Source organism: Pseudomonas sp. GW822-FHT06D10 (assembly GCF_058799535.1).
Window position 1 is genome coordinate 153,492 of the sequence record NZ_JBXALN010000010.1, and the last position, 24,947, is coordinate 178,438.

General features: G+C 62.9%; 18 protein-coding genes, 1 other RNA gene and 1 pseudogene. 11 read left to right on the forward strand and 9 right to left on the reverse strand.

The window, feature by feature from the left end; translation table 11 throughout:
- Positions 1-24: 24 nt before the first annotated feature.
- The 4 genes from guaD to xdhA all read right to left on the reverse strand — a co-directional run bounded on the left by guaD (position 25) and on the right by xdhA (position 6,128).
- On the reverse strand, positions 25-1,329 hold the full coding sequence (guaD, locus tag AC1RL5_RS28045) for a guanine deaminase (RefSeq protein ID WP_145713115.1): 1,305 nt from the start codon (positions 1,327-1,329) through the stop codon (positions 25-27).
- A 24-nt stretch (positions 1,330-1,353) separates the two neighbouring features.
- Positions 1,354-2,196 (reverse strand): xanthine dehydrogenase accessory protein XdhC, encoded by an 843-nt coding sequence (gene xdhC / locus AC1RL5_RS28050; RefSeq protein ID WP_072451587.1) that lies wholly within the window; start codon positions 2,194-2,196, stop codon positions 1,354-1,356.
- Positions 2,197-2,281: 85 nt separating this feature from the next.
- A complete protein-coding gene (gene xdhB, locus AC1RL5_RS28055; RefSeq protein WP_145713111.1) occupies positions 2,282-4,681 on the reverse strand; it encodes a xanthine dehydrogenase molybdopterin binding subunit in 2,400 nt (799 codons plus the stop codon).
- Positions 4,674-6,128: a xanthine dehydrogenase small subunit gene (gene xdhA / locus AC1RL5_RS28060; protein WP_019095887.1), complete on the reverse strand. Its 1,455-nt coding sequence runs from the start codon at positions 6,126-6,128 to the stop codon at positions 4,674-4,676. Before xdhA ends, xdhB begins: the two co-directional genes overlap by 8 nt.
- A gap of 266 nt (positions 6,129-6,394) precedes the next feature.
- On the opposite strand from xdhA, the gene AC1RL5_RS28065 reads away from it, so the two are divergent.
- The 7 genes from AC1RL5_RS28065 (at position 6,395) to AC1RL5_RS28095 (ending at position 16,454) form a co-directional block, all read left to right on the forward strand.
- Positions 6,395-7,054 (forward strand): GntR family transcriptional regulator, encoded by a 660-nt coding sequence (locus AC1RL5_RS28065; protein ID WP_072451585.1) that lies wholly within the window; start codon positions 6,395-6,397, stop codon positions 7,052-7,054.
- A gap of 2 nt (positions 7,055-7,056) precedes the next feature.
- Positions 7,057-10,545, forward strand: a complete 3,489-nt coding sequence (smc, locus tag AC1RL5_RS28070; RefSeq protein ID WP_053157085.1) for a chromosome segregation protein SMC — start codon at positions 7,057-7,059, stop codon at positions 10,543-10,545.
- A gap of 257 nt (positions 10,546-10,802) precedes the next feature.
- Positions 10,803-11,657 (forward strand): cell division protein ZipA, encoded by an 855-nt coding sequence (gene zipA / locus AC1RL5_RS28075; RefSeq protein ID WP_072451583.1) that lies wholly within the window; start codon positions 10,803-10,805, stop codon positions 11,655-11,657.
- A gap of 125 nt (positions 11,658-11,782) precedes the next feature.
- Positions 11,783-14,149: an NAD-dependent DNA ligase LigA gene (gene ligA, locus AC1RL5_RS28080; protein ID WP_011060213.1), complete on the forward strand. Its 2,367-nt coding sequence runs from the start codon at positions 11,783-11,785 to the stop codon at positions 14,147-14,149.
- A gap of 120 nt (positions 14,150-14,269) precedes the next feature.
- Complete coding sequence (locus tag AC1RL5_RS28085) at positions 14,270-15,436, forward strand: zinc-binding metallopeptidase family protein (RefSeq protein ID WP_492589941.1); 1,167 nt, start codon at positions 14,270-14,272, stop codon at positions 15,434-15,436.
- Positions 15,437-15,661: 225 nt separating this feature from the next.
- Positions 15,662-15,758: signal recognition particle sRNA small type (ffs, locus tag AC1RL5_RS28090), an RNA gene on the forward strand.
- 192 nt (positions 15,759-15,950) lie between these two features.
- A complete protein-coding gene (locus AC1RL5_RS28095) occupies positions 15,951-16,454 on the forward strand; it encodes a GrpB family protein (protein WP_103407003.1) in 504 nt (167 codons plus the stop codon).
- A gap of 54 nt (positions 16,455-16,508) precedes the next feature.
- On the opposite strand, the gene AC1RL5_RS28100 is transcribed toward AC1RL5_RS28095, so the two are convergent.
- Positions 16,509-17,375: a LysR family transcriptional regulator gene (locus AC1RL5_RS28100; RefSeq protein ID WP_011060216.1), complete on the reverse strand. Its 867-nt coding sequence runs from the start codon at positions 17,373-17,375 to the stop codon at positions 16,509-16,511.
- 105 nt (positions 17,376-17,480) lie between these two features.
- On the opposite strand from AC1RL5_RS28100, the gene AC1RL5_RS28105 reads away from it, so the two are divergent.
- The gene (locus tag AC1RL5_RS28105) at positions 17,481-18,410 is read left to right on the forward strand and encodes a DMT family transporter (protein WP_072451582.1); all 930 of its coding nucleotides are present in this window, start codon (positions 17,481-17,483) and stop codon (positions 18,408-18,410) included.
- Positions 18,411-18,465: 55 nt separating this feature from the next.
- Here AC1RL5_RS28105 and AC1RL5_RS28110 read toward each other — a convergent pair whose 3' ends face one another.
- The 3 genes from AC1RL5_RS28110 to AC1RL5_RS28120 all read right to left on the reverse strand — a co-directional run bounded on the left by AC1RL5_RS28110 (position 18,466) and on the right by AC1RL5_RS28120 (position 20,323).
- Complete coding sequence (locus AC1RL5_RS28110) at positions 18,466-19,359, reverse strand: DUF2167 domain-containing protein (protein WP_072451581.1); 894 nt, start codon at positions 19,357-19,359, stop codon at positions 18,466-18,468.
- Between the two features lie 131 nt (positions 19,360-19,490).
- Complete coding sequence (locus AC1RL5_RS28115) at positions 19,491-19,862, reverse strand: VOC family protein (RefSeq protein WP_072451580.1); 372 nt, start codon at positions 19,860-19,862, stop codon at positions 19,491-19,493.
- 146 nt (positions 19,863-20,008) lie between these two features.
- A complete protein-coding gene (locus AC1RL5_RS28120; protein ID WP_011060220.1) occupies positions 20,009-20,323 on the reverse strand; it encodes a helix-turn-helix domain-containing protein in 315 nt (104 codons plus the stop codon).
- 444 nt (positions 20,324-20,767) lie between these two features.
- Here AC1RL5_RS28120 and AC1RL5_RS28125 point away from each other — a divergent pair.
- The 3 genes and pseudogenes from AC1RL5_RS28125 to AC1RL5_RS28135 all read left to right on the forward strand — a co-directional run.
- Positions 20,768-21,049, forward strand: a pseudogene (locus AC1RL5_RS28125) (PAS domain-containing protein); the annotation flags it as partial.
- A gap of 174 nt (positions 21,050-21,223) precedes the next feature.
- Complete coding sequence (locus AC1RL5_RS28130; RefSeq protein ID WP_370059480.1) at positions 21,224-22,333, forward strand: methyl-accepting chemotaxis protein; 1,110 nt, start codon at positions 21,224-21,226, stop codon at positions 22,331-22,333.
- 18 nt (positions 22,334-22,351) lie between these two features.
- Positions 22,352-24,070 (forward strand): putative bifunctional diguanylate cyclase/phosphodiesterase, encoded by a 1,719-nt coding sequence (locus AC1RL5_RS28135; RefSeq protein ID WP_492589943.1) that lies wholly within the window; start codon positions 22,352-22,354, stop codon positions 24,068-24,070.
- On the opposite strand, the gene AC1RL5_RS28140 is transcribed toward AC1RL5_RS28135, so the two are convergent.
- Positions 24,043-24,813, reverse strand: coding sequence for a substrate-binding periplasmic protein (locus AC1RL5_RS28140; protein ID WP_093406291.1), 771 nt, complete (start codon positions 24,811-24,813; stop codon positions 24,043-24,045). The two genes, AC1RL5_RS28135 and AC1RL5_RS28140, sit on opposite strands and share 28 nt — an antisense overlap.
- Between the last annotated feature and the right edge of the window lie 134 nt (positions 24,814-24,947).

The window sequence follows — 24,947 nt, forward strand, 5'->3', positions numbered from 1 at the left end:
ACGGGGGATTTTCATTTTCCGGGGTTAGCGCTGGTGGACCTGCCGGCCGGCGGCAAAGGTCTGCAGCACGGTGCGATCGTCGCCCAGGGTCATCAGCACGAACAGGGTTTCGGCAATGCTGTTGGCTTGCTTGAGGCGGTAGCTGAGCAGCGGAGTGGCGTTGTAGTCGAGGACCAGGAAGTCGGCGTCGGTGCCCGGATGCAGGGTGCCGATCTTGTCTTCCAGGCGCAGGGCCCGGGCGCCGCCGAGGGTGGCCAGATACAGCGACTTGAACGGGCTCAGGCGCGCGCCTTGCAGTTGCATGACCTTGTAGGCCTCGTTGAGGGTCTGCAGCAGCGAGAAGCTGGTGCCGCCACCGACGTCGGTGCCCAGGCCGACATTGAGCTTGTGCTTTTCCGCCATCGGCAGGTTGAACAGGCCGCTGCCGAGGAAGAAGTTCGAGGTGGGGCAGAAGGCTACGGCCGAACCGGTTTCAGCCAGGCGTGCGCATTCGTCGTCGCACAGGTGCACGCCGTGGGCGAACACCGAACGCTCGCCGAGCAACTGGTAGTGGTCGTACACGTCCAGGTAACCCTTGCGCTCCGGGAACAGCTCCTTGACCCATTGGATTTCCTGCAGGTTCTCACTGATGTGGGTCTGCATGTAGAGGTCGGGGTATTCGGTCAGCAACTGGCCGGCCAGGGTCAGTTGCTCCGGGGTGCTGGTGGGGGCGAAGCGCGGGGTGACTGCGTAGTGCAGGCGGCCCTTGCCGTGCCAGCGCTCGATCAGCGCCTTGCTTTCCTGGTAGCCGGATTCGGCGGTGTCGGTCAGGTAGTCCGGGGCATTGCGGTCCATCATCACCTTGCCGGCGATCATCCGCAGGTCGAGCTTCTCGGCGGCGGCAAAGAAGGCATTGACCGACTGCGGATGCACGCTGCCGAACACCAGGGCGGTGGTGGTGCCGTTGCGCAGCAGTTCCTTGATGAAGATGTCCGCCACTTCATTGGCGTGATCCGGGTCGGCGAACTGGCTTTCGCAGGGGAAGGTGTAGGTGTTGAGCCAGTCCAGCAACTGCTCGCCATAGGCGCCCACCATGCCGGTCTGCGGCAGGTGGATATGGGTGTCGATGAAGCCCGGTGTGATCAGGGCATCGGGATAGTGCACGACCTGCACCCCGGCGGGCAGACCGGGCAGCAGTTCGCTGGCGTGGCCGAGGGCACTGATCCGGCCGTTTTCTACTACCAGCAGGCCGTCTTCGAAGTACTCATAGGAGGCTTCGATGCCGACTTCGGCCGGGTCGGCGATGCTGTGCAGGATGGCGGCACGGTAGGCTTTGCGAGTCAAAGGCATGGGGGATTCTCAGTGTGTGGCGTGTCAGTTTGCAGCCTGGCTGCGGCGTGATACCGGCAGCAGTTTGGCAATGGGTTCGGCACTGGCGCTGGGCTGGCCGAAATGGGCGTTATAGGTGGCGATGATCTCGCCGGCAATGGAGATGGCGATTTCCACAGGCAACTTGCCTTTGACTTCGCCGAGCCCCATCGGGCAGCGCATGCGCTGCAAGGTTTCGGCGTCGAAACCGCGGTCACGCAGGCGGTGTTCGAACTTGACCCGTTTGGTCTTCGAGCCGATCAGGCCGAAATAGGTGAAATCGTTGCGCTTGAGCAGGGCCGCGGTCAACTCCAGGTCCAGCTGGTGATTATGGGTCATGACGATGCAATAGCTGCCGGCGGGCAGGTTGTCGATTTCGTCCACCGGTTCTTCGCTGACGATCTTGCGTACTCCAGGGGGGATCTGCTCGGGAAACTCCTGCTCCCGGGAATCGACCCAGCGTACCCGGCAGGGCAGGCTGGCCAGCAGTGGCACCAGCGCGCGGCCGACATGCCCGGCACCGAACACGGCGATCTGCGCCTGCACCTGGCCCATGGGTTCGAACAGCAGCACCGTGGCACCGCCGCAGCACTGACCGAGGCTGGCGCCGAGGCTGAAGCGCTGCAGATGGGTTGCCTGCTTGCCGGCAGCGAGCATGTCCCGGGCGATCTGCATGGCCTTGTATTCCAGGTGCCCGCCGCCAATGGTGTCGAAGGCCTGGGTGGCGCTGACCACCATTTTCGAGCCGGCATTGCGCGGCGTCGAGCCGAGCTCCTCGATGATGGTCACCAGCACGCAGGGTTCACCCTGGGTCTGCAGGTCGGCGAGGGCGCTGATCCAGTTGTACATGTTCACCTCGGCATCTTGGTTGTCTGTGTGGGCCTCTTCGTCGGCAAGCCGGCTCCTGCGGGAGCCGGCTTGCCGACGCGGGCCGTTACAGCGGTGCCAGTTCGGCTTGCTGATCCGCGGCCCTGGTCACCTGCAAGCGGCGCATCTGCTCGCAGCCCCACAACACCCGTTCCGGAGTGGCCGGCGCATCGATCTGCGGCTGGTGGCGGTAGTCGCCGAGGCTCGCCACCGCATCCTTGATCGCGCACCAGGCGGCGATACCCAGCATGAACGGCGGTTCGCCCACGGCCTTGGAATGGAACACCGTGTCTTCCGGGTTCTTGCGGTTTTCCACCAGCTTGACTCGCAGGTCCAGGGGCATGTCGGCCACTGCCGGGATCTTGTAGCTGGCCGGGCCGTTAGTCATCAGCTTGCCCTTGGTGTTCCACACCAGTTCCTCGGTGGTCAGCCAGCCCATGCCCTGGATGTAGCCGCCCTCGACTTGGCCGATGTCGATGGCCGGGTTCAGCGAGGCGCCGACGTCATGCAGGATGTCGGTGCGCAGCATCTTGTACTCGCCGGTCAGGGTGTCGACTATCACCTCGGCGCAGGCCGCGCCGAAGGCGAAGTAGTAGAACGGCCGGCCCCGGGCCTGGGCACGGTCGTAGTAGATTTTCGGGGTCTTGTAGAAGCCGGTGCTGGAGAGCGACACCTGGGCAAAATAGGCTTGCTGGATCAGTTCCTCGAAGGTCAGGATATGGTCGCGGACACGCACGTGGCCGTTGTGGAATTCCACATCTTCTTCGCTGACCTGATACTTGCGCGCGGCAAACTCCACCAGGCGCGACTTGATGGTCTGCGCCGCATTCTGCGCGGCCTTGCCGTTCAGGTCGGCACCACTGGAAGCGGCGGTGGGCGAGGTATTGGGCACCTTGTCGGTATTGGTGGCGGTGATCTGCACCCGGTCGATGTCCACCTGGAACACCTCGGCCACCACTTGCGCCACCTTGATGTTCAGGCCCTGGCCCATTTCGGTGCCGCCGTGGTTCAGGTGGATGCTGCCGTCGGTGTAGACATGGATCAGCGCGCCGGCCTGGTTGAGGAAGCTGGCGGTGAAGGAAATGCCGAATTTCACCGGGGTCAGCGCCAGGCCCTTTTTCAGGATCGGGCTGTTGGCGTTGTACAGGCGGATGGCTTCGCGGCGCTCGGCGTACTGGCTGCTGGCTTCCAGTTCGGCGGTCATTTCCTCGAGCATATTGTGCTCGACGGTCTGGTAGTAGTGGGTGACGTTGCGCTCGGTCTTGCCGTAGTAGTTGGCCTTGCGTACCGCCAGTGGGTCCAGATGCAGATGGCGGGCGATGGCGTCCATCACCTCCTCGATGGCGACCATGCCCTGCGGGCCACCGAAGCCGCGATAGGCAGTGTTCGACGCAGTGTTGGTCTTGCAGCGGTGGCCGTTGATGGTGGCATCGCCCAGGTAGTACGAGTTGTCGGAGTGGAACATGGCACGGTCGACGATGGATGCCGATAGGTCCGGTGAGCAGCCGCAGTTGCCCGCCAGTTCCAGCTGGATGCCGTGCAGGCGCCCGCTGCTGTCGAAGCCCACGTCGTATTCGACGTAGAAAGGGTGGCGCTTGCCGGTCATCAGCATGTCTTCGACCCGTGGCAGGCGCATCTTGGTCGGCTGGCCGGTCAGGCGTGCCACCACCGCGCACAGGCAGGCGGGGCTGGCGGCCTGGGTTTCCTTGCCGCCGAAGCCGCCGCCCATGCGCCGCATGTCCACCACTATCTTGTTCATCGAGACGTCCAGCACTTCCGCCACCAGCTTCTGCACTTCGGTGGGGTTCTGGGTCGAGCAGTAGACGATCATGCCGCCGTCTTCGGTGGGCATCACCGAGGAAATCTGGGTTTCCAGGTAGAAGTGTTCCTGGCCGCCGATGTGCAGCGTGCCCTGGATGCGGTGCTCGGCACTGGCCAGGGCGCTGGCCGAGTCGCCGCGCTGGTGGGTGTGGCTGTCCAGCACGAAGTGGCGCTTGCGCAGGGCCTCGACCACGTCCAGCACCGGCTCCAGGTCTTCGTATTCGATGATCGCGGCCATGGCCGCCTTGCGCGCGGTTTCCAGGTCCCTGGCGGCCACCGCCAGCACCGGCTGGCCGACGAACTCCACGGTGTCGATGGCCAGCAGCGGGTCGCCGGGCAGCAGCGGGCCGATATCCTTGAGGCCGGGAATGTCCTCGTGGGTAATGGCGATGCGCACGCCTTCGAAGGCGTAGCAGGGGGCGGTGTCGATGCTGATGACCTTGGCGTGGGCCCGGTCCGACAGTCGCGCGTAGACGTGCAACTGGTTGGGGAATTCCAGGCGGTCGTCGATGTACACCGCTTCGCCGGACACATGTTTGTCGGCGCTGTCGTGCTTGACGCTGCGGCCGACGCCGCTGGTCAGGTCCTGGTGAAACAGGGCCGTGAGTTCGGCCTGGGTCTTCTCGACCTTGTGATGATTAGACATAAGCGGTCACCCGGGTCTCGATGTGCGGTGCATGCAGTTCGATGAAGTATTTGCGCAGCAGGTTCTGCGCGCTCAGCAGGCGGTATTCCTTGCTGGCGCGAAAATCCGAGAGCGGGGTGAAGTCTTCTGCCAGGGCGGCGCAGGCCCGCTCGATGCTCGATTGATTCCAGGGCGCGCCGATCAGTGCGGCTTCGCAGCTCTTGGCGCGCTTGGGGATCGCCGCCATGCCGCCGAAGGCGATGCGCGCATCGCTGACCACGCCGTTGTCGATGCGCAGGTTGAAAGCCGCGCATACCGCGGAAATATCGTCGTCCAGGCGCTTGGAGACCTTGTAGGCGCGGAACAGCCGTTCGGCGCTGGCCCGGGGCACGATGATCTTCTCGATGAACTCGCTTTCCTGGCGGGCGGTGACCCGGTAATCGATGAAATAGTCTTCCAGGGCCAGGGTGCGGCGCACTTCGCCCTTGCACAGGACGATCTGCGCGCCCAGGGCAATCAGCAGCGGCGGCGAGTCGCCGATGGGCGAGGCGTTGCCGATGTTGCCGCCCAGGGTGCCCTGGTTGCGGATCTGCAGCGAGGCGAAGCGCTGCAGCAGTTCGCCGAAGTCCGGGTACTCGGCGCGCAGGGCGTCGTAGCAGTCGGTGAGGGCGGTGGCGGCGCCGATTTCCAGGCGATCGTCGAAGTGCTCGATGCGCTTCATCTGGGCAATATTGCCGACATAGATCATCACCGGCAGGGTGCGGTGGAACTGGGTCACCTCCAGGGCCAGGTCGGTGCCGCCGGCCAGTAGCCGGGCTTGCGGGTAGGCGTCATAAAGGTCGGCCAGATCGGCCACCGTCAGCGGCACCAGGCAGCGCTTGTCGCCACTGTTGAGCTCACCGGTGTCCTTGGGCGCAATGGCCTTGAGGCGGCTGATGGTCTCGGCCTGGCGCGCATCGAACTGATCGCTCTGCCCACCACAGCAGGCCTGCTCGGCGGCGGCGAGGATCGGCCGGTAGCCAGTGCAGCGGCAGAGGTTGCCGGCCAGGGCTTCATGGGCCTTGTGGGCGTCGGGCTGGCTGCTGTTTTTCTGCAGGGCGAACAGCGACATGACGAAGCCCGGGGTGCAGAAGCCGCACTGCGAGCCGTGGCAGTCGACCATGGCCTGCTGCACGCTGTGCAGTTGCCCCTGGTGCTTGAGGCCTTCGACGCTGATCAGGTGCTTGCCGTGCAAGGAGGAAACGAAGGTCAGGCACGAGTTGAGGCTGCGATAGCGAATGCTTTCGCCGCCTTGCGCATCCGTCTGCAACTCGCCCACCACCACGGTGCAGGCGCCGCAGTCGCCGCTGGCGCAACCTTCCTTGGTACCGGGCTTGCCCAGGTGCTCGCGCAGATAGTTGAGCACGGTCAGGTTGGGGTCCAGGGCATGCTCACTACGGAGTTCCTGGTTGAGTAAAAACTGGATCACGGAAGGCCTCGCAGACTCATTATTGTTGTTAACCGACGTCAGCCGAATTTAGTCATGTCTGACTTTTCGGTCAATGATTTTCTGACTTCAAGGTCAGGAAATTTTCGACTCCAACAATTCAAGTATGAACGGCTGTGGAAAATTGCTCGGATCACGGTCAATTTGCTTATTTCGTGCCAAATTCCGCCCCTTGGGCACTCCGCGATGAAGTGGCAATTGCGCTACACTGCGCGGCTTGTGCCGATTAAAGATTTTGAAGGAAAACCATGACGTTCAAGGCGCCGGACAGCCTCGCCGAGCAAATTGCTCACCACCTCGCCGAACGTATCATTCGCGGGGATCTCAAGCCTGGGGAGCGCATTCAGGAACAGAAGGTCACCTTGGCCCTCAATGTCAGCCGTGGTTCGGTCCGCGAGGCCTTGCTGATTCTCGAGCGCCGCCATCTGATCGCCATCCTGCCGCGCCGTGGTGCCCATGTGACCGAGCTCACCGAGCACAAGGTCCGCAGCCTGTGCACGCTGATGAGCGAGCTGTACATCCTGCTGGGCAACTCGGTGGCCAGCGGCTGGACACAGCAGAGCGACATGACGCCATTCCTGCAGATCCAGCAGCGCCTGGAGAGTGCCTATGAACGCCAGGACATCCGCGCCTTCGTCGAAGACAGCTTCAGCGTGATGCGCGCGGCCTATCCGTTCGCCGACAACCCCTACCTGCAGGAGACTGTCGAGAACCTGCAGCCGGCCATGAGCCGCGCCTATTACCTGGCGCTGGACCAGCGCAAGGCGTCCATGAGCGAGTACCTGGCGTTGTTCGAGCAATTGCTGGCCGCGGTATTGGCCCGTGACCTGGTGCAGATCCGCCAGGTGCTGACGGCCTACGCCGAGCGCAGCAGCGATCTGGTGGTATCTGCGTTGGCGGATGCGTAAACGTGCGACTCAAGTGCATCAAGCTGGCGGGGTTCAAGTCCTTCGTCGATCCGACCACGGTGAACTTCCCCAGTAACATGGCGGCGGTGGTCGGGCCCAATGGCTGCGGCAAGTCGAACATCATCGACGCCGTGCGCTGGGTCATGGGCGAAAGTTCGGCGAAGAACCTGCGCGGCGAGTCGATGACCGACGTCATCTTCAACGGCTCCACCAGCCGCAAGCCGGTGAGCCAGGCCAGCATCGAACTGGTGTTCGACAACTCCGATGGCACCCTGGTGGGCGAGTACGCCGCCTATGCGGAAATCTCCATTCGCCGCAAGGTGACCCGCGACAGCCAGAACAGTTATTTCCTCAACGGCGCCAAATGTCGCCGTCGGGATATCACCGACATCTTCCTCGGCACCGGCCTGGGGCCACGCAGCTACTCGATCATCGAGCAGGGCATGATCTCCAAGCTGATCGAAGCCAAGCCCGAGGATTTGCGCAACTTCATCGAGGAAGCCGCGGGCATCTCCAAGTACAAGGAGCGCCGGCGCGAGACGGAAAACCGCATCCGCCGCACCCACGAGAACCTCGCCCGCCTGACCGACCTGCGCGAAGAGCTGGAGCGTCAGCTCGAACGCTTGCATCGCCAGGCCCAGGCCGCCGAGAAGTATCAGGAGTACAAGGCCGAGGAGCGCCAGCTCAAGGCGCAACTGTCGGCTCTGCGCTGGCAGGCATTGAATGAACAGGTGGGCCAGCGCGAGTCGGTGATCGGTAGCCAGGAAGTCAGCTTCGAGGCCCTGGTGGCCGAGCAGCGCAATGCCGATGCTGCTATCGAACGCTTTCGTGACGGGCACCACGAGCTCTCCGAACGCTTCAATCTGGTGCAGGGGCGCTTCTATTCGGTGGGCGGTGACATCGCCCGGGTCGAGCAGAGCATCCAGCATGGCCAGCAGCGCCTGCGGCAGTTGCAGGACGACCTCAAGGAAGCCGAGCGCGCGCGCCTGGAAACCGAGTCGCACCTGGGGCACGACCGCACTTTGCTGGCGACCCTGGGGGAAGAACTGGCGATGCTCGAGCCCGAGCAGGAAGTCACCGCCGCCGCAGCCGAAGAAGCCGCCGCGACCCTGGAAGAAGCCGAAACCACCATGCACGGCTGGCAGGAGCAGTGGGACGCCTTCAACCTGAGTTCCGCGGAACCGCGGCGCCAGGCGGAAGTGCAGCAGTCACGCATCCAGCAGCTCGAAGGCAGCATGGAGCGGCTGTCCGAGCGCCAGCGGCGCCTGGGGGAGGAGCGCGAGTTGCTTTCGGCCGACCCGGAAGACGCGGCGATCCTCGAACTCAACGAACAACTGGCCGCCAGTGAGGCGACCCTGGAAGATCTGCAAGCCAGCGAGGAGTCCCAGGTCGAGCGCCTGGAACAACTGCGCCAGCAATTGCAGCAGGCGACCCAGGCACAGCAGCAGGCCCAGGGTGAATTGCAGCGCCTCAATGGCCGGCTGGCCTCCCTGGAAGCCTTGCAGCAGGCCGCGCTGGACCCCGCCACTGGCACTGCCGAATGGTTGCGTGAGCAGCAGTTGGCCGAGCGTCCGCGCCTGGCCGATGGCATGCATGTGGAAGCGGGCTGGGAGCTGGCGGTGGAAACCGTGCTTGGCGCGGATCTGCAGGCGGTGCTGGTGGACGATTTTACCGGTCTTGACCTCGCGGGTTTCCAGCAAGGCGATCTGCGCCTGCTGAGCCAGCAAGGCGATGCAATGCGCATCCCCGGCAGCCTGCTGGACAAGGTGGAATCCACGGTGGATCTGTCGCCTTGGCTGGGTCAGGTCAAACCGGTGGAAAACCTCGAACAGGCCCTGGCCTTGCGGGGCCAACTGGCTGCCGGACAGAGCCTGATCAGCCGCGATGGCTACTGGGTCGGCCGGCATTTTTTGCGGGTGCGCCGCGCCAGCGAAGCGGAAAGCGGCGTGCTGGCCCGGGGTCAGGAAATCCAGCAATTGACCCAGGAGCGCGATGAGCGCGAAGCCAGTGTCGAGGCCCTGGAAAGCCAGTTGCTCAACCTGCGGGCCCAGCAGCGCCAGCAGGAGAACGGTCGCGAGCATCTGCGCCGTCTGCTGCAGGACGAAGCCCGCCAGCAAGGTGAGCTGAAGGCCAAGCTGTCTGCCGGCAAGGCCAAGGCCGAACAACTGACCTTGCGGCGTACCCGTCTCGATGAAGAGCTGGTGGAGCTTGGCGAACAGCGCGAGCTGGAACACGAACAGATTGGGGAGGCGCGCCTGCAATTGCAGGACGCTCTCGACAGCATGGCCCTGGACACCGAGCAGCGTGAGCTGCTGCTGGCCCAGCGCGACAGCCTGCGCGAGCGTCTTGACCGGGTGCGCCAGGAAGCGCGCCAGCACAAGGATCACGCCCACCAGTTGGCAGTGCGCATGGGCTCGCTCAAGGCCCAGCACGATTCCACCCGGCAGGCTCTGGAGCGTCTGGAGCTGCAATCCGAGCGTCTGACCGAGAAGCGCGAACAACTCAGCCTCAACCTGGAAGAAGGCGAGGCGCCATTGGAAGAGTTGCGCCTGAAGCTCGAAGAGCTGCTGGAAAAACGCATGACCGTGGATGTGGAGCTCAAGACCGCGCAGATCGCCCTGGAAGATGCCGACCGCGAATTGCGCGATGCCGAGAAGCGCCGTAACCAGGCCGAGCAGCAGTCGCAGTTGATTCGTGGCCAGTTGGAGCAGCAGCGCATGGAATGGCAAGCCCTGACCGTGCGCCGCAAGACCTTGCAGGAGCAACTGCTGGCCGACGGCTACGACCTGGACGGCGTGCTGGCGACCCTGACCGCAGAAGCCAGCGAGCAGGCCGCCGAAGAAGAGCTGGAACGGATTGCCGCACGGATCCAGCGCCTGGGCGCAATCAACCTGGCGGCCATCGACGAGTATCAGCAGCAGTCCGAGCGCAAGCGCTATCTGGATGCCCAGGATGCCGACCTGGTGGAGGCACTGGAAACCCTGGAGAACGTGATCCGCAAGATCGACAAGGAAACCCGTAATCGATTCAAAGATACCTTTGATCAGATCAACGGCGGTTTGCAGGCACTCTTTCCAAAAGTTTTCGGTGGCGGCAGCGCTTATTTGGAACTGACGGGCGAAGATCTACTCGATACAGGGGTAACGATCATGGCGCGTCCTCCGGGCAAGAAGAACAGCACCATTCATTTGCTCTCCGGTGGCGAAAAGGCATTGACCGCATTGGCCCTGGTATTTGCCATCTTTAAGTTGAACCCGGCGCCGTTCTGCATGCTCGACGAAGTTGACGCACCGCTGGATGACGCTAACGTTGGACGCTACGCGAGATTGGTTAAAGAGATGTCGCAGACCGTGCAGTTCATCTATATCACCCACAACAAGATCGCCATGGAAATGGCTGATCAGTTGATGGGGGTAACGATGCACGAACCCGGTTGTTCGCGCCTGGTAGCCGTGGATGTCGAGGAGGCGATGGCGATGGTGGACGCTTGAGTCCGGGCGACTGAGGCGACTGTAGGGGGCAAGTAGGGGGGATTTTTCCCATTACCCAGCTGGCCAATCGATATATTGGCCCTAGCCGTTGCGACAGACGGTGTAAAGTTGCCTTTGGTCGTGCTAGTTTAATGTCAATTTTTCCTATGCGTGGGCAAAACGCCATTCAGAACATAGAGTTGGCGCCACGTTTTAAAGCGGTTTGCAGATTGTAAACCCCTTATTTTTCAGCATTTTTTATAGAGGCACGGGATTACATGGAAATCGGTCTGCGCGAGTGGCTGATCGTCATCGGCATTATTGTTATCGCCGGTATTCTTTTTGATGGCTGGCGGCGTATGCGCGGCGGCAAGGGGAAGTTGAAGTTCCGTCTTGATCGAAGTCTTTCCAATCTGCCGGACGATGAAGGCAGTGCCGAGCTGCTGGGCCCGCCCCGCGTTCTGGATACCCATAAAGAGCCGCAGTTGGACGAGCATGACCTGCCGTCGGTCAGCATGCCTGCCCGCGAACCGCGGGAAAGTTCTTCGTCCAAGCGCGGCAAGCGCGGTGGCGAGCCGCATCAGGGCGACCTCAACCTGGACCTGGATCTGGACAGTGGCCCGAGCTTCAGCAGCCGCGACGATGATTTCCCGGCAGAGGAAAGCAAGGCCGCGAGCCACAGCGACAAGGACCAGCCGCAAGCCGAAGAAGTGCTGGTGATCAGCGTGATCTGCCGCGACGCTGCCGGCTTCAAGGGGCCGGCCCTGTTGCAGAACATCCTGGAAAGCGGCCTGCGTTTTGGCGAGATGGATATTTTCCACCGCCACGAAAGCATGGCTGGCAACGGCGAGGTGCTGTTCTCTATGGCCAACGCGGTCAAGCCGGGCGTGTTCGACCTGGACGATATCGACCACTTCAGCACCCCGGCTGTCAGCTTCTTCCTCGGCCTGCCGGGCCCGCGTCACCCCAAGCAAGCCTTCGACGTGATGGTGGCGGCGGCGCGCAAGTTGTCTCAGGAGCTCAATGGCGAGCTCAAGGACGATCAACGCAGCGTCCTGACTGCCCAGACCATCGAACACTACCGCCAGCGCATCGTCGAATTCGAACGCCGCGCCCTGACCCAAAAGCGCTAAGCTCCTGGAGCCAGCCCCTCCATGTAGGGGCTGGCTTGTACAGGAACTGGCTTGCCAGCGAAGCCCTTGCCCCAATCTTCAGATCGAGCAGCCTAGGCTGCTCTTTTGCTTTGTGAGAGAACCCCATGACCGCCGCCGAAACCCGCATTCTTGAGCTGCGCGCTGAGCTGGACCAGCACAATTACCGCTACCACGTACTGGATGAACCCAGCATTCCGGATGCGGAATACGACCGGCTGTTCCGTGAGCTCAAGGCCCTGGAAGCCGAGCACCCTGAACTGGTGACCAGCGATTCGCCAACCCAGCGTGTCGGCAGCGCAGCGCTTTCGGCCTTCACCCAGGTGCGTCATGAAATCCCCATGCTCAGCCTCGGCAACGCTTTCGAGGAAGTCGACATGCGCGAGTTCGATCGCCGGGTCAACGAAGGCCTGGACCTGCCGGCCGGTGATCTGTTCGGTGGCGGCGCGGCAGTGGAGTACAGCTGCGAGCCCAAGCTCGATGGCCTGGCAGTCAGCCTGCTGTACCAGGATGGCGTACTGGTACGCGGCGCCACCCGTGGCGATGGCACCACCGGTGAAGACATCAGCGTCAATGTGCGTACCGTGCGCAACATTCCCCTCAAGCTGCAAGGCAGTGGCTGGCCGGCAACCCTGGAAGTGCGCGGTGAAGTGTTCATGTCCAAGGCCGGCTTCGAGCGCCTGAACGCTGCGCAACTGGAAGCGGGCGGCAAGACCTTCGCCAACCCGCGCAACGCCGCGGCGGGCAGCCTGCGCCAGCTGGATTCGAAGATCACCGCCAGTCGGCCCCTGGAGTTCTGCTGCTATGGCCTGGGCCAGGTCAGCGCGGACATCGCCGACACCCACATCGGCAATCTTGAACGGTTAAAGCAGTGGGGCATGCCCATCAGTCGTGAACTGCGATTGGCCAAGGGCATCGACGAATGCCTGGACTACTACCGCGAGATCGGCGAGCGGCGCAATGCGTTGCCTTATGAGATCGACGGCGTGGTGTTCAAGGTCAACAGCATCGCCTCCCAGCGGGAACTGGGTTTCCGTGCCCGGGAGCCGCGCTGGGCCATCGCCCACAAGTTCCCGGCCATGGAAGAGCTCACCGAGCTGCTGGACGTGGAGTTCCAGGTCGGTCGTACCGGTGCCGTGACGCCGGTGGCGCGCTTGCAGCCGGTCAAGGTGGCCGGGGTCACTGTATCCAACGCTACTTTGCACAACATGGATGAAGTGGCGCGCCTGGGCTTGATGATCGGTGACACGGTGATCATCCGCCGTGCCGGCGACGTGATTCCGCAAGTGGTGCAAGTGGTGACCGAGCGTCGTCCGGAGAACGCCCGCCCGGTGCAGATCCCCGAGAGCTGCCCGGTCTGTGGTTCCCACGTAGAGCGCACGCAACTGGTCAAGCGCAGCAAGGGCCGGGAAACCGTCAGCGAAGGTGCGGTGTATCGCTGCGTTGGCCGGCTGGCCTGCGGGGCCCAGCTCAAGCAGGCGATCATCCATTTTGTGTCCCGTCGTGCCATGGATATCGAAGGCCTGGGGGACAAGACCATCGAACAGTTGGTGGACGAGAACCTTATTGCCTCGCCGGCTGATCTCTACAGGCTCAAATACGAGCAGATCATCGACCTGGAAGGCTTTGCCGAGGTGTCCAGCAACAAACTGCTCAAGGCCATCGAAGACAGCAAGCGTCCGGCCCTGGCGCGCTTCATCTATGCCCTGGGTATCCCGGATGTCGGCGAGGAAACCGCCAAGGTCCTGGCACGCTCCCTGGGCAGCCTGGAGCGGGTTCAGCAGGCACTGCCGCAAGTGCTGACCTATCTGCCGGATGTCGGTCTGGAAGTGGCTCACGAAATCCACAGCTTCTTTGAGGACAGTCATAACCAGGAAGTCATCGGTTCCCTGCTGGCGGCAGATCAATGCGGCCTGGTGCTGCAGGATCAGGGCGAACTGGGCGCCGAATTCGCCGCCAGCACCACCCTGGGCGGCATGCTCGACAAGCTCAACATCCCTTCAGTAGGCCCGGGCGCCGCGCAGAAACTGGCCGACAAGTTCGGCTCACTGCAAGGCGTGATCGAGGCCGACTGGCTGGACATGCGCCAGGCGCTGCCGGAGAAGCAGGCCAAGGCGGTGCGTGAATTCTTCGACAACCCGGCCAATGCACAACTGGCCCAGGCCATTGAACAGCAGCTGCAGGCCTTTGGCATGCATTGGCAGAGCGAGAAGAAGGTGGTTGCGGGCTTGCCGCTGGCGGGGCAGACCTGGGTGCTTACGGGCTCCCTGGAACTGATGAGCCGCGACGTGGCCAAGGACAAGCTGGAAAGCCTTGGTGCCAAGGTGGCGGGTTCGGTCTCGGCGAAGACTCACTGCGTGGTGGCCGGCCCCGGCGCCGGTTCCAAACTGGCCAAGGCCAACGAGCTGGGGCTCAAGGTGCTGGACGAAGAAGCCTTCGTGGCTTTCCTGACCGAGCACGGCGTCCCGACCTGACCTGTAGCCGCTGCCGTGCCTTCGGGTGCGCCTCGTCGCCAGCGGCGCAGTGGTACGAATCTTGGAACCCCACAGGCTTGCCCATGATCTAGTCTTGGCAAGCCCCAGGGAGGATTCGCCATGTACCGCTTCTTCGAGCAGCTCAGTTCCCGGATCGCCGCACCCTTCGTCGGCGACCGTTCACGTAACAGCAAACTCTGGTCCTGCCGCTGCGGGCAATCGCTGTTCTTTCGCAACAGCCAGTGCCTGGCCTGTTCGGCAATGCTTGGCTATGCACCACACCTGGGGCTGCTGTCTTCCCTGCAGCCCGGGCCGGCGGGCGATACCTGGGTGCTGGATGCCAAGCCCGAAGCCGGCGCCTTCAGGCGTTGCGCCAACCTCGATACCCCGGCAGCCTGCAACTGGCTGCTGCCGGCGCATCTGACCGACAGCCTGTGCGTGGCCTGCAAGCTCAATCGCACCATTCCCGACCTGTCCATAGCCGAGAACCCGGAGCGCTGGCGCAAGGTGGAAATTGCCAAGCGCCGGCTGGTAGCGCAATTGCTTGACCTGGGGTTGCAGGTGATCCCCAAGGGCGAAGATGAGCAGGCCGGGCTGGCCTTTGATTTCATCGGTGTTGATCTGGAGGGCAGGGCGCCGGTTACCGGGCATGCCAACGGCCTCATTACGCTGGATATCAAGGAAGCCGACGACGCCCACCGGGAAAAGATCCGTGCCCAGATGCATGAGCCTTACCGCACCCTGCTCGGGCATTTCCGTCACGAAGTGGGGCATTACTACTGGGACCGGTTGATAGCCAACAGCCCCTGGCTGGAAGCCTTTCGCAGCCTCTTCGGCGATGAACGCTACAGCTACGCGCAAGCCCTGGAGCGGCACTACCAGAAGGGCGCACCGGCTGGCTGGCAGCAAAGCCATGTCAGCGCCTACGCCACCATGCACCCCTGGGAAGACTGGGCGGAGACCTGGGCTCACTACCTGCACATGGTGGATGCAGTGGACACCGCCTTGGGTTTCGGCATGAGCGCCCGGGACGTCGACCTCGACTACCAGCCGTTTCCCTTGAGCAGCCTCTATGATCCGCAGCATCCAGGCGGGCCGGCGTTCCTGGCTTTCGTCAACGCCTGGATCGAACTGGCGGGCATGCTCAACGAACTGTCCCGCAGCATGGGCCAACCGGATTTCTACCCTTTCATCCTGCCGCCCGCGGTGATTGCCAAATTGCATTTCATCCACCTGGTGATCCAGCAGGAAGGCGGCCGCGCCAACGAGGTCCTGTCCCTGGACTGATCCTCTCCGTCCTGTAGGGGCGAGCTTGCTCGCGAAGGCCCCGGCGCGATTTCCCTGGTGCACCGCGATGCCTGTTTCGCCAGCAAGTTCGCCCCCACGGCAGGTGGGCCACGGCCAAGTGCTTGAAGCCCATCGAATTTTAATCTGCAGCCAGCGGTTGTAAGTTCGACCCAGATAGGTACAATGGCGCGGCTCGCCGTCAGGCGAACGTCGTTATGGTGACCCCATCGGTCCCCCCGCAACGATTACCCGTGAACCTGGTCAGAGCCGGAAGGCAGCAGCCACAGCGGGAACATTGTGTGCCGGGGTGTGGCTGGTGGGGTTGCCTCCATAACGCTCCTCGTTGGTCCTCAACGAGATGAATCAAAATTCCTGCCAACCTTCGAGCTCGTGCAGCATTTCTGTTGACGTGCCGTTGTCGTGCGCCTTGTTTGTGGTTCGCCAATCCCTGTGTCCTGTTGGCTCGGGCGTCGGGCTCCTGGAATATCCAACGCCTTTGCATCAAGGAGTGGTCATGGCGCTAACCAGTAAGATCTCCCTCTATGACGATCGTTGGCCTGGGGCATTTGCAGGGGAGAAGGCGCGCATAGCCAAAGGCTTCGGTTGCGAGCTGATGGATATTCATCACGTGGGGAGCACTGCTGTTCCAGGATTGGCGGCCAAGCCGGAAATCGATCTGCTGGTGGTGGTCGCGGAGCAGGTGGATGAAGCCGCGCGCAATGCCTTCATGGCGACCCTGGGGTATGTCCGGGGTAGCAATCTGTCCCCCGGGCATCATTTTTACCGCCGCGATGTAGAGGGTATACGCACCCACAAGGTGCATGTCTGTGTCGCCGGTCATGAGCAGGTGGGGCGCATGCTGCGCTTTCGCGATCTGTTGCGTCAGGACAGCGGCATCCGCCAACAGTATCAGGATCTGAAGTTTCGGCTTGAGGCCAGCAATCGCGAGGGCATTGGCGAGTACCTTGCGCAGAAGGCCCCCTTTATCGACGCCCTGATGGGGGCTCAGACATCGTGACTGCCTCGTTGTGCCCAAATGCTCGGTGTTGCCTGCAAGGTTGCTGCGGGGCTGTCAGGCCCCCAGCTGCTCCCGCAGCAACTGGGCAAAGGCGTCCCTGGCGCCATGGTGTTGTACATCCTTGTGCCAGACAAAACGGTTATCCACCGGTAGCAGGTCGTCGAAGCGCTGCACGCTCAGGTTGGCCGATTGCGAATAGCGCTCCAGCACCCCTTCCGGTATCAGCGAGACCCCGGCCCCCACGCTGACGCAGCCGATGATGGTGCCCCAGCTGGCATAGCCGGTGATGGGCAGGTTCAGACCGTGCCTGCCCAGCCAGTTTTCCAGGGCGCGGCGATAGGGGCAGCCCGGCGGCCACATGAACAGGTTGTGGTGCTGCAAGTCGCTGGCGCTGCGGATAGGGGCGCTGTTTCCGCTGGAGATCAGCACCAGCGGTTCGTGGTAGAGCACGGTCTGTTGCAGTTTGGCCGGCAGGCTGTCGATGGCCACCAGGGCGCCGTCGATGCGTTGGTGCAGCAGCTCTTCAAAGAGTTGCGACCAGGTTCCGGTCACCAGCTCCACGCTCACCTTCGGATAGCGCTTGTGGTATTGCGCCAGCAGGGGAGGCAGGCGCCCACCGGCGCATGACTCGATCGAGCCCAGGCGCAACAGGCCGCTGGGTTCAGCCTGGTTGTCCACCGCACGTTTGGCTTCATCCACCAGGGCCAGGATGCGTTCACTGTAGCCGAGGAAGATTTCTCCGGCGGGGCTGATCCGCAGGCCGCGTCCGACCCGGGTAAACAGCTCGGTGCCCAGCTCGCCTTCCAGCTGCTTGAGGCGGTTGGTGATATTGGACGGCACGCAATGCAGTTGCTCGGCCGCTCGGGCGATGCTGCCGGTGCGGGCCACGGCCTTCACCATTTTCAGTTGGGTCAGTTCCATTGCTCATTTCCAGTGAGGAATAACCTCAGTATCGGTTAATTGTGGTGAGTTGTGCAGGGCGGGACACTGCAGGTCCTCTTCTTGCCTCTGGATATCTGTGTCGTGATGCTCTCGCCCCTGTTCAAGCTGGTGCTGGCCACCGCTGCGGTGATTCTGTGTTGGGCCTATTCGCCGGTGGGTATCCATATCGGCCTGGAAGGCTACAGCCCCGGGCACCTGGCCTTGCTGCGGTTCCTGATTGCCTCGCTGTTCATGGCCGCAATGGCGCTAGTGCTGAAGATCTCCCTGCCGCGCTGGCGCGACCTGCCCTGGTTGCTGGTACTGGGTTTCTTCGCCATCGCTTTTCATCACGTCAGCCTCAACTACGGCCAGCAAGGGCTGAGCGCCGGAGCATCCAGCGTGCTGGCGCAGTCCGCGCCGATCTTCAGCACGCTGATCGCGTTTTTCTGGCTCAGGGAGCCGGTCAGTGGCTGGCGCTGGCTTTGTGTGGTGGTCGGGCTGTTGGGGGCGGTGCTGGTGGTGGCCGGTGACAAGGGCCTGGGGGCGATCGAGCCGCGAGGGCTGCTGGTGCTGCTGGCGGCGTTTTCCTGGGGGCTGTACTTCGTCTTGCAGCGGCGCTTTTCCGGGCGTTATGGGGTGTTGACCACTGTCTGCTACATGGTCTGGGGCGGTACGCTACTGCTCTTGGTGTATGCCCCCGGGCTGACGCAGGCGGTGGCCCAGGCATCACTACGGGTGAACCTCGCGGTGCTGTTGCTGGGGCTGTTTCCCAGTGCACTGGCTTACCTGGCCTGGGCCTATGTGCTGGCACGGGTCGAGGTCAGCCGCGCGTCGATCGCGATGTACCTGATCCCGCCGGTGGCGATGCTGCTGGCGGCGACGGTGCTGGGCGAAACTCTGCAGTCCAGCGTGGTGCTGGGGGCGGCGGTGGTGCTGGGTAGCGTGATGGCGATGCAATTGGACGGGCGTTGGCGGTGGCGCCGGCGCTTGTCGGCGACACCTGCCAATGAGGTGCCTGCCGGGCAAGGCCGCTAGTGCCGGCCTTGCAAGTGCCAGCGCCGCGCAATGGCGGGGCGCTACCGGGCGGGATTCAGCTCTTTTTCTTGAACAGGCGGCCGATGAAGGCGGCAAGGCCCAATACCCCCAGAACGATGAATTTCTTGCCGGCCAGGAGCAGTACGCCGAGCTTGGCGAAGAGCCCTGCCTTGCTGGCGAGGCCGCCGGCCACCAGGGCGGCGAGCCCGTAGGAGGCCAGTTTGTCGGTGCTCGGGTTGTAGTCGGCGTAGCGGTTGCCGTCGGTGAAGTTGGTAAAGGCCAGCACCTTGGGAATCTCGCGTTTGATGGTGTCCAGGTCGTCCATTGAAGCCACGGCATTGAGTTCCAGCACGCCTTCGCGGCCCAGCACGCGGATGCTGTAGTTCAGGGTGTGGCTCTGGGCGCCTTCGGCCTTGAGTTCACGGGCCCAGTACATCTTGTGCGATTGTGCGTCATAGCTTGGCTGCTCGGCCCAGCCCAGCAGGTGAATGGCGCCGTAGCCCTGTTCCTGGCGCTGCTTGTTGTCTTCCTCGTCCGCTTCCTGCATCTGCTTGAGCAGGTCCTGGTAGTCGATCTTCGCGGCGTCGTCGTCGGAGATGTGCCCATCGTTCTTGTAGCTGATGATCACACCCCAGCCTTCGGCGGACAGCGGGCTGACGGCGCTGGGCACGATCATGCCCAGGGTGGTGAAGCCAGGTGGATTGCCCCAGCCCTCGGTGAGCAGCTTCTCGGTGTCCTTGGGGTTGAGGTAGTAGAACTCGTTGCTCAGATCGAGGCTGGCGATATCCCCAGGCAGCTTGACGTTGCCGTGGCGTGGGGAGAGCGAGGCGAGAAACTGTTCGGCTGTCTGGGGTTCGGCGTCCTTGCTCTCGGGCGCGGTGGCGGCGCTGGCAAGAAAGGGCATGGCGCAGAGGGCGGCCATGGCCATGAGGAGGCGCAGGTACTTCATCGTATTCCCTTACATTTTGTGACAAGTTGGCGGGGAGGATAACGATGAGTGCCGGGCGGCTCAATGTGGCGGTCGGTTTTATTTTGCTGCAGGGTCGGGCGCCGATACGGCGCTGTTTCAGTGCTGGCGACTCAGTCGATGGTCAGGTACAGCACCCGCAGGCGGTGGCCGTCCGGGTCGAGGGCCACCAGGGTGTAGCCGAAATCCATCTGGGTCGGCGGCTGGGCGATGGTCATGCCCAGGGCTTGCCAGTGCCGATGCAGTTCATCCACCGCTTCGCGGCTGTCCACGGCCCAGCCCAGTTCGCCGCCACCGCCGACGGCCTGAGCGCTCGGCTGAACAGTGTGTCGGGACCAGAGGCCAAGCTTGATCCCCGAGTCGAGGATGAACAAGGCGAAAGTCGGGCCGGATTCCACCGGCGGTTTATCCAGCAAGCGGCTGTAGAAATCTGCGCTGAGGGCGGGGCTGTCCACGTAGAGCAGGAAATAGGTGTTGGTGATCATGGCGACTCCAGAGGCCTTTGGATGGTGCATTGGGCGCAAGCTTAGGGGGCTGGCCTGTCAGTTCCTGTCAGGAGTCGTCGATTGAAAAAGAGGCCGGCTTATCGGTGTCGATAAACCTGCCTCTTGGAGTTGATTTGTTGCGGGGCTCAAGGCTTGGACAAGGCCTGGTCTACCGCTGCTATCAGCTTTCCCAGATCCTTCGGGGTGGCTTTGTGAATGACACCGAACAAATAAGCCCGCTGTTCCTCTTCGTCGCCCAGATCGGCGAAGAAGGCTTTCAGCTTCACTCCCAGTACTTCGGCTAACAGAAATAGAGCTTCAACGCTGGGGGTGTAGGTGCCGGTTTCGAAGCGGCTGATGGTTTTTGGGTCAAAACCGGTTTTTTCACCTAGTTCAGCCTGAGTAAGCCCCGCTACCTTTCGATAGCGCTTGATGGCTGCACCCAAACTTGAAATTTGCATCGCTCAATTCCCATTTAGAATCAAGAACTTAACGATAAATATTGGCATTAGACAACACCATGGTTCATCACCTTGCTTTGCAAAATGTGATGTATTTCGTAGAATCGGCGCTTCGGACAGGTATTTGGTGATCTAGTTTCAGAAGGCTGGTTTATGAAACAAGAAATCATTGCATTTCCCTTGTTCACCTAAACCAAGGACTTGGCAGAGGCTCGAACGTCTCGTAAATCCCGCCAACGCTCCGTCCGCCGTCCCCACCTGACGCCTCATCTGATCCTAGTTGATCTCCGTCGAATCGATGGTCAACTGCCGCGCAAACCGCTGTACGGCTGCAATCAGGGCGAACCTTCCGATTGAGCCGTACCGCCAGGAAAGTACATCGCGAATCAGCCTCTTGCCGGGTGCCGGTAACTGTTGATCGCAGGCTGTCTATGGAGTTCTAAAGTGCGTCTCAATTTGCCGGTCACCTCTGTCGAGCAGACCTTTCCCGACCAGCAGCGGCTCATATCCGCCACCGACATCAACAGTCACATCACGTACTGCAACGCCGAGTTCGCAGCGATGAGCGGTTTCAGCCAGGCCGAACTGATCGGCAGCACCCATAATCTGGTTCGCCACCCGGACATGCCGGCGGCGGTGTTCGAGTCGATGTGGGGTTATCTGAAGGCCGGCCAGAGCTGGATGGGGGTGGTGAAGAACCGTTGCAAGAACGGCAATTTCTATTGGGTCAGCGCCTATGTCACGCCGATCCTGGAGGACGGAAAACTGGTGGGCTACGAGTCGGTGCGGGTCAAGCCAAGCCGAGAGCAGGTCAGCCGCGCCGAAACCTTGTATGCGCGCCTGCGGGCCGACAAGGCGCCGGTTTGCGCCTGGCGCCGCATCGAGGCCGCAGCCCGGCCCTTGCTGCTGCCGGTGGCGGTGGCGGTAGGCTGCCTGGCCGCCTTCCACTGGCTGCCGACGCTGGCCGCCCAGGGCCTGACCGTCGCGGGTTTCGTGGCTGTCGGGCTGCTGGCCCAGCGCCGCCTGGGGCAACAGCTCAAGCAGATTGTCAGTAGCACACCGAACACTTTTGCCGATCCGATCTGCGCCCTGGCCTACAGCGAAGCACTGGGGCCGGCGGCGCAGTTGCAGATGATCCTGATCAGTGAGGAGGCGCGCCTAAAGACCGCCCTGACGCGCCTCAGCGATTTGGCCCGGCAGATGGCTACCGCAGCGGCCGATTCCAGCCAATTGTCCAGCCGCACCGAGTCGGCGCTGCTGGAGCAGCGGGCGGAAACCGACATGACCGCGGCCGCCATGACCCAGATGGCTGCTTCAATCACCGAGGTCGCTGAACACGTCCAGCACACCGCCAGCGAAGCCCACACCGCCAACCTGCTGGCCCGGCAGGGCAGCGAGGTGGCCGGCACCTCGCGGGATGCCATCCAGTTGCTGGCGCGCACCGTGACCCAGATCAACCAGGCCGTGGGCGACCTGGCCGGGCAGACCCAGGAGATCATGGTGGCGGCGAGTATGATCCAGGCGATTGCCGACCAGACCAACCTGCTGGCCCTGAATGCGGCCATCGAGGCAGCCCGAGCCGGTGAGCAGGGCCGTGGTTTTGCCGTGGTCGCTGATGAGGTGCGGGCCCTGGCCGGCAAGACCCGCGAGTCGACCCAGCAGATCCAGGGCATCATCCAGAGCCTGCGCGCCGGGGCCGACGAAGCCGTGCAGATCGCCAGCCTGGGCATCGAGGAGGCGGAGCAGGGCGTGCAGCAGGTGGTCCAGGCCCAGCAGGCGCTGCAAGGCATCGGCGCGGCAGTGGAGCGTATTACCGATATGAGCCAGCAAATGGCCGCGGCATCCCAGGAGCAGTCCCATGTAGCCGAATCGGTCTCCGAACAGATCAACAGTGTCGCCGTCACGGTGCAGCGCACTGCCGAGAATGCCAGCGCCGGAGTGGTTCGCGGCGCCGAGCTGGAAAACATCTCTTCCGGGCTGCGTGCCCTGGTCGAGCGGTTCAACCGCTAGCGACAGTGAGTTCGACTCATGGATGAGAAATACCGCAGGGCCGTCGATGCCGCCGCCATCTTCTCCGAGACGGACCTGGGCGGCAGCATCACTTATGTCAACGATCTGTTCTGCCAGGTCTCGGGCTACAGCCGTGAAGAACTGATCGGCGCCAACCACCGCATGCTCAGTTCCGGGCTGCATCCGCCGGAGTTCTTTGCCGAGTTGTGGCAGACCATTACCCAGGGCCGGGTGTGGAAGGGCGAGATCTGCAACCGCGCCAAGGACGGCAGCCTGTACTGGGTCGACAGCACCATGGTGCCGCTGGTGGATCAGCGCTCCGGGCAGGTGGTGCGTTATGTGTCGATCCGCTTCGATGTCAGCGAAAAGCGTCAGCTGTTGCATTCGTTGCAATGGCGGGTCGGCCACGACGTGCTTACCGGGCTGCCCAACCGGGCCTTTCTCTCGGACCTGCTGCACCAGGCTCTGGATTTCTCCCGGGCGCAGGATATTCCCCTGGCGGTGTGCATGCTCGATCTGGATGGCTTCAAGGCGGTCAATGACGGCTATGGCCACGCCTGTGGCGACCTGCTGCTGGTGGAGGTGGCTGCGCGGCTGCGCTCGATCATCCGCGGCGAGGACGTGGTGGCTCGCCTGGCCGGCGACGAGTTCGTGCTGATTTTACGTTACGTGCGCGACATGCTGGAGCTGCGCGCGGCGTTGCAAAGAGTATTGGCGACCATTTCCCAGCCATACTCGATCCAGGGCAAGGACATCAACGTCTTCGCCAGCATCGGCGTGACCCTGTACCCCACCGACAACCACGACGCCGACACCTTGTTGCGCCACGCCGACCAGGCCATGTACGTGGCCAAGCAGAGTGGACGCAACCGCTTCCACCTGTTCGATGTGCTGCGCGACCGTGAAGTGATGGTCACCTACCAGACCGTCGAGCAGGTGCGCCAGGCCTTGCTCGCAGGCGAGTTGCGCCTGTACTTCCAGCCCAAGGTGAACATGCGCACCGGTGAGGTGGTGGGCTTCGAGGCGATGCTGCGCTGGCAGCACCCGCAGCGCGGCATGCTGGGGGCCCAGGAGTTTCTGCAGCAGGTTGAGGAGACCGACCTGATCGTCGAGATCGGCGAATGGGTCATGGACCAGGTGATGACCCGCCTGCAAGGCTGGCAGCAGGCGGGGCTGGGCTGGCCGGTGAGCCTGAACGTGGCGGCGCGGCATTTCCAGCGCCCGGACTTCGTCGAGCGGCTCAAGGACATGCTCGCTCGCTATTCGGATGTGTTGCCGGCGTTGCTGGACCTGGAAATCGTCGAGTCGGTGGCCATCGACAATATCCAGCGGGTCAGCGATTGCCTCGATGCCTGCCAGGGGTTTGGCGTGCAGTTCTCCCTGGGGGACTTCGGCACTGGCCATTCGTCCCTCAGCTACCTCAAGCGCCTGCGCACCCAGACCATCAAGATCGACCGGCTGTTCGTGCGCGACATGCTGCACGACGCGGACGATCAGGCGCTGATCCAGGCGTTGGTGGGGCTGGCCCAGGCCTTTGGCCGGCGGGTGGTGGCCGAGGGGCTGGAAAGCCTGGCGCATGGCGAGCGCTTGATGGCCCTTGGTTGCGACGTCGCCCAGGGGGATTTCATTGCGCCGCCAATGCCCGCCGAGGCGGTGCTGGATTGGGTGCGCAGCTTCGAGCCACCGCAGGCATGGCGAAGCGACGAGCTTCAGGGCGAGGCGATGTCGGGAGGCTGAGCGCCGTCCTGGGGGCCGACGTAACGTTGGATGATGGCGTCGATCTCGCCGGACATCTTCATCCGCAACAGGGTGCGCAGGATGCGCTGGGCCGGCACTCTCGGATCGTTGCGTACATAGCAGCCGACGGCCTGCTCCTGAAGCACCGCGACGCTGTACAGCGGGTTGCCGGTGGCCTGGGTCTTGTTGAACCAGTCCAGGGTCCACTGGCTGGCGATGGCGTAGCGGTAACGCCCGACCACCAGTTTCTGCAGCACCTGCTCCTCGTTGCGGGCGTCGTCGCGTATCAGCTGGTTGGTGTCGAACAGCGGCTGCAAGGGGGTGTAGGTATAGCTGAGGACGGTGCCGATATGCTGGCGCGACAGTTGTTGCAGGTTGACCGCCGAGGGCTCCGGATGGGTGCTCACCAGCAGGTTGCGCTGGATGAACAGCGGCACGCTCCACAGGTAATCCCCGGAGAGGTTCGGCAGCCAGGCCTGGGCAGCGTAGCAGCGCACGTCGACTTCGCCCTGGGCCATGGCGTTCTGCACCCGGGCCCGGGCCAGGACATGAAACTGCGCCGGGGTACCCAGGTGCCGGGCCAGGCTGTTCATGGTGTCGAAAAGGATGCCATCGGTGGGCTGGTCGCCTTCGACCTCGATGGCCGGCATGGCCCAGCTGTCGGCGATGGCAAAGCGCAGGGGCGGCTCTGCGGCTTCCAGGCTGGTGCTTAAGAGAAACAGGGCGCACCAGGTCAAACGCATACAGTCTCCAGGGTGTCGGCGGGCGAGCAATCCTTTGCAAAATGCAAGCTTAGACAGATTAGGCGAGCGCGCCGGATGCAATTTCGCCCTTGCTCCGCTAGCATTACCGGCTTCCGCTTTCCAGTTGCGACGGT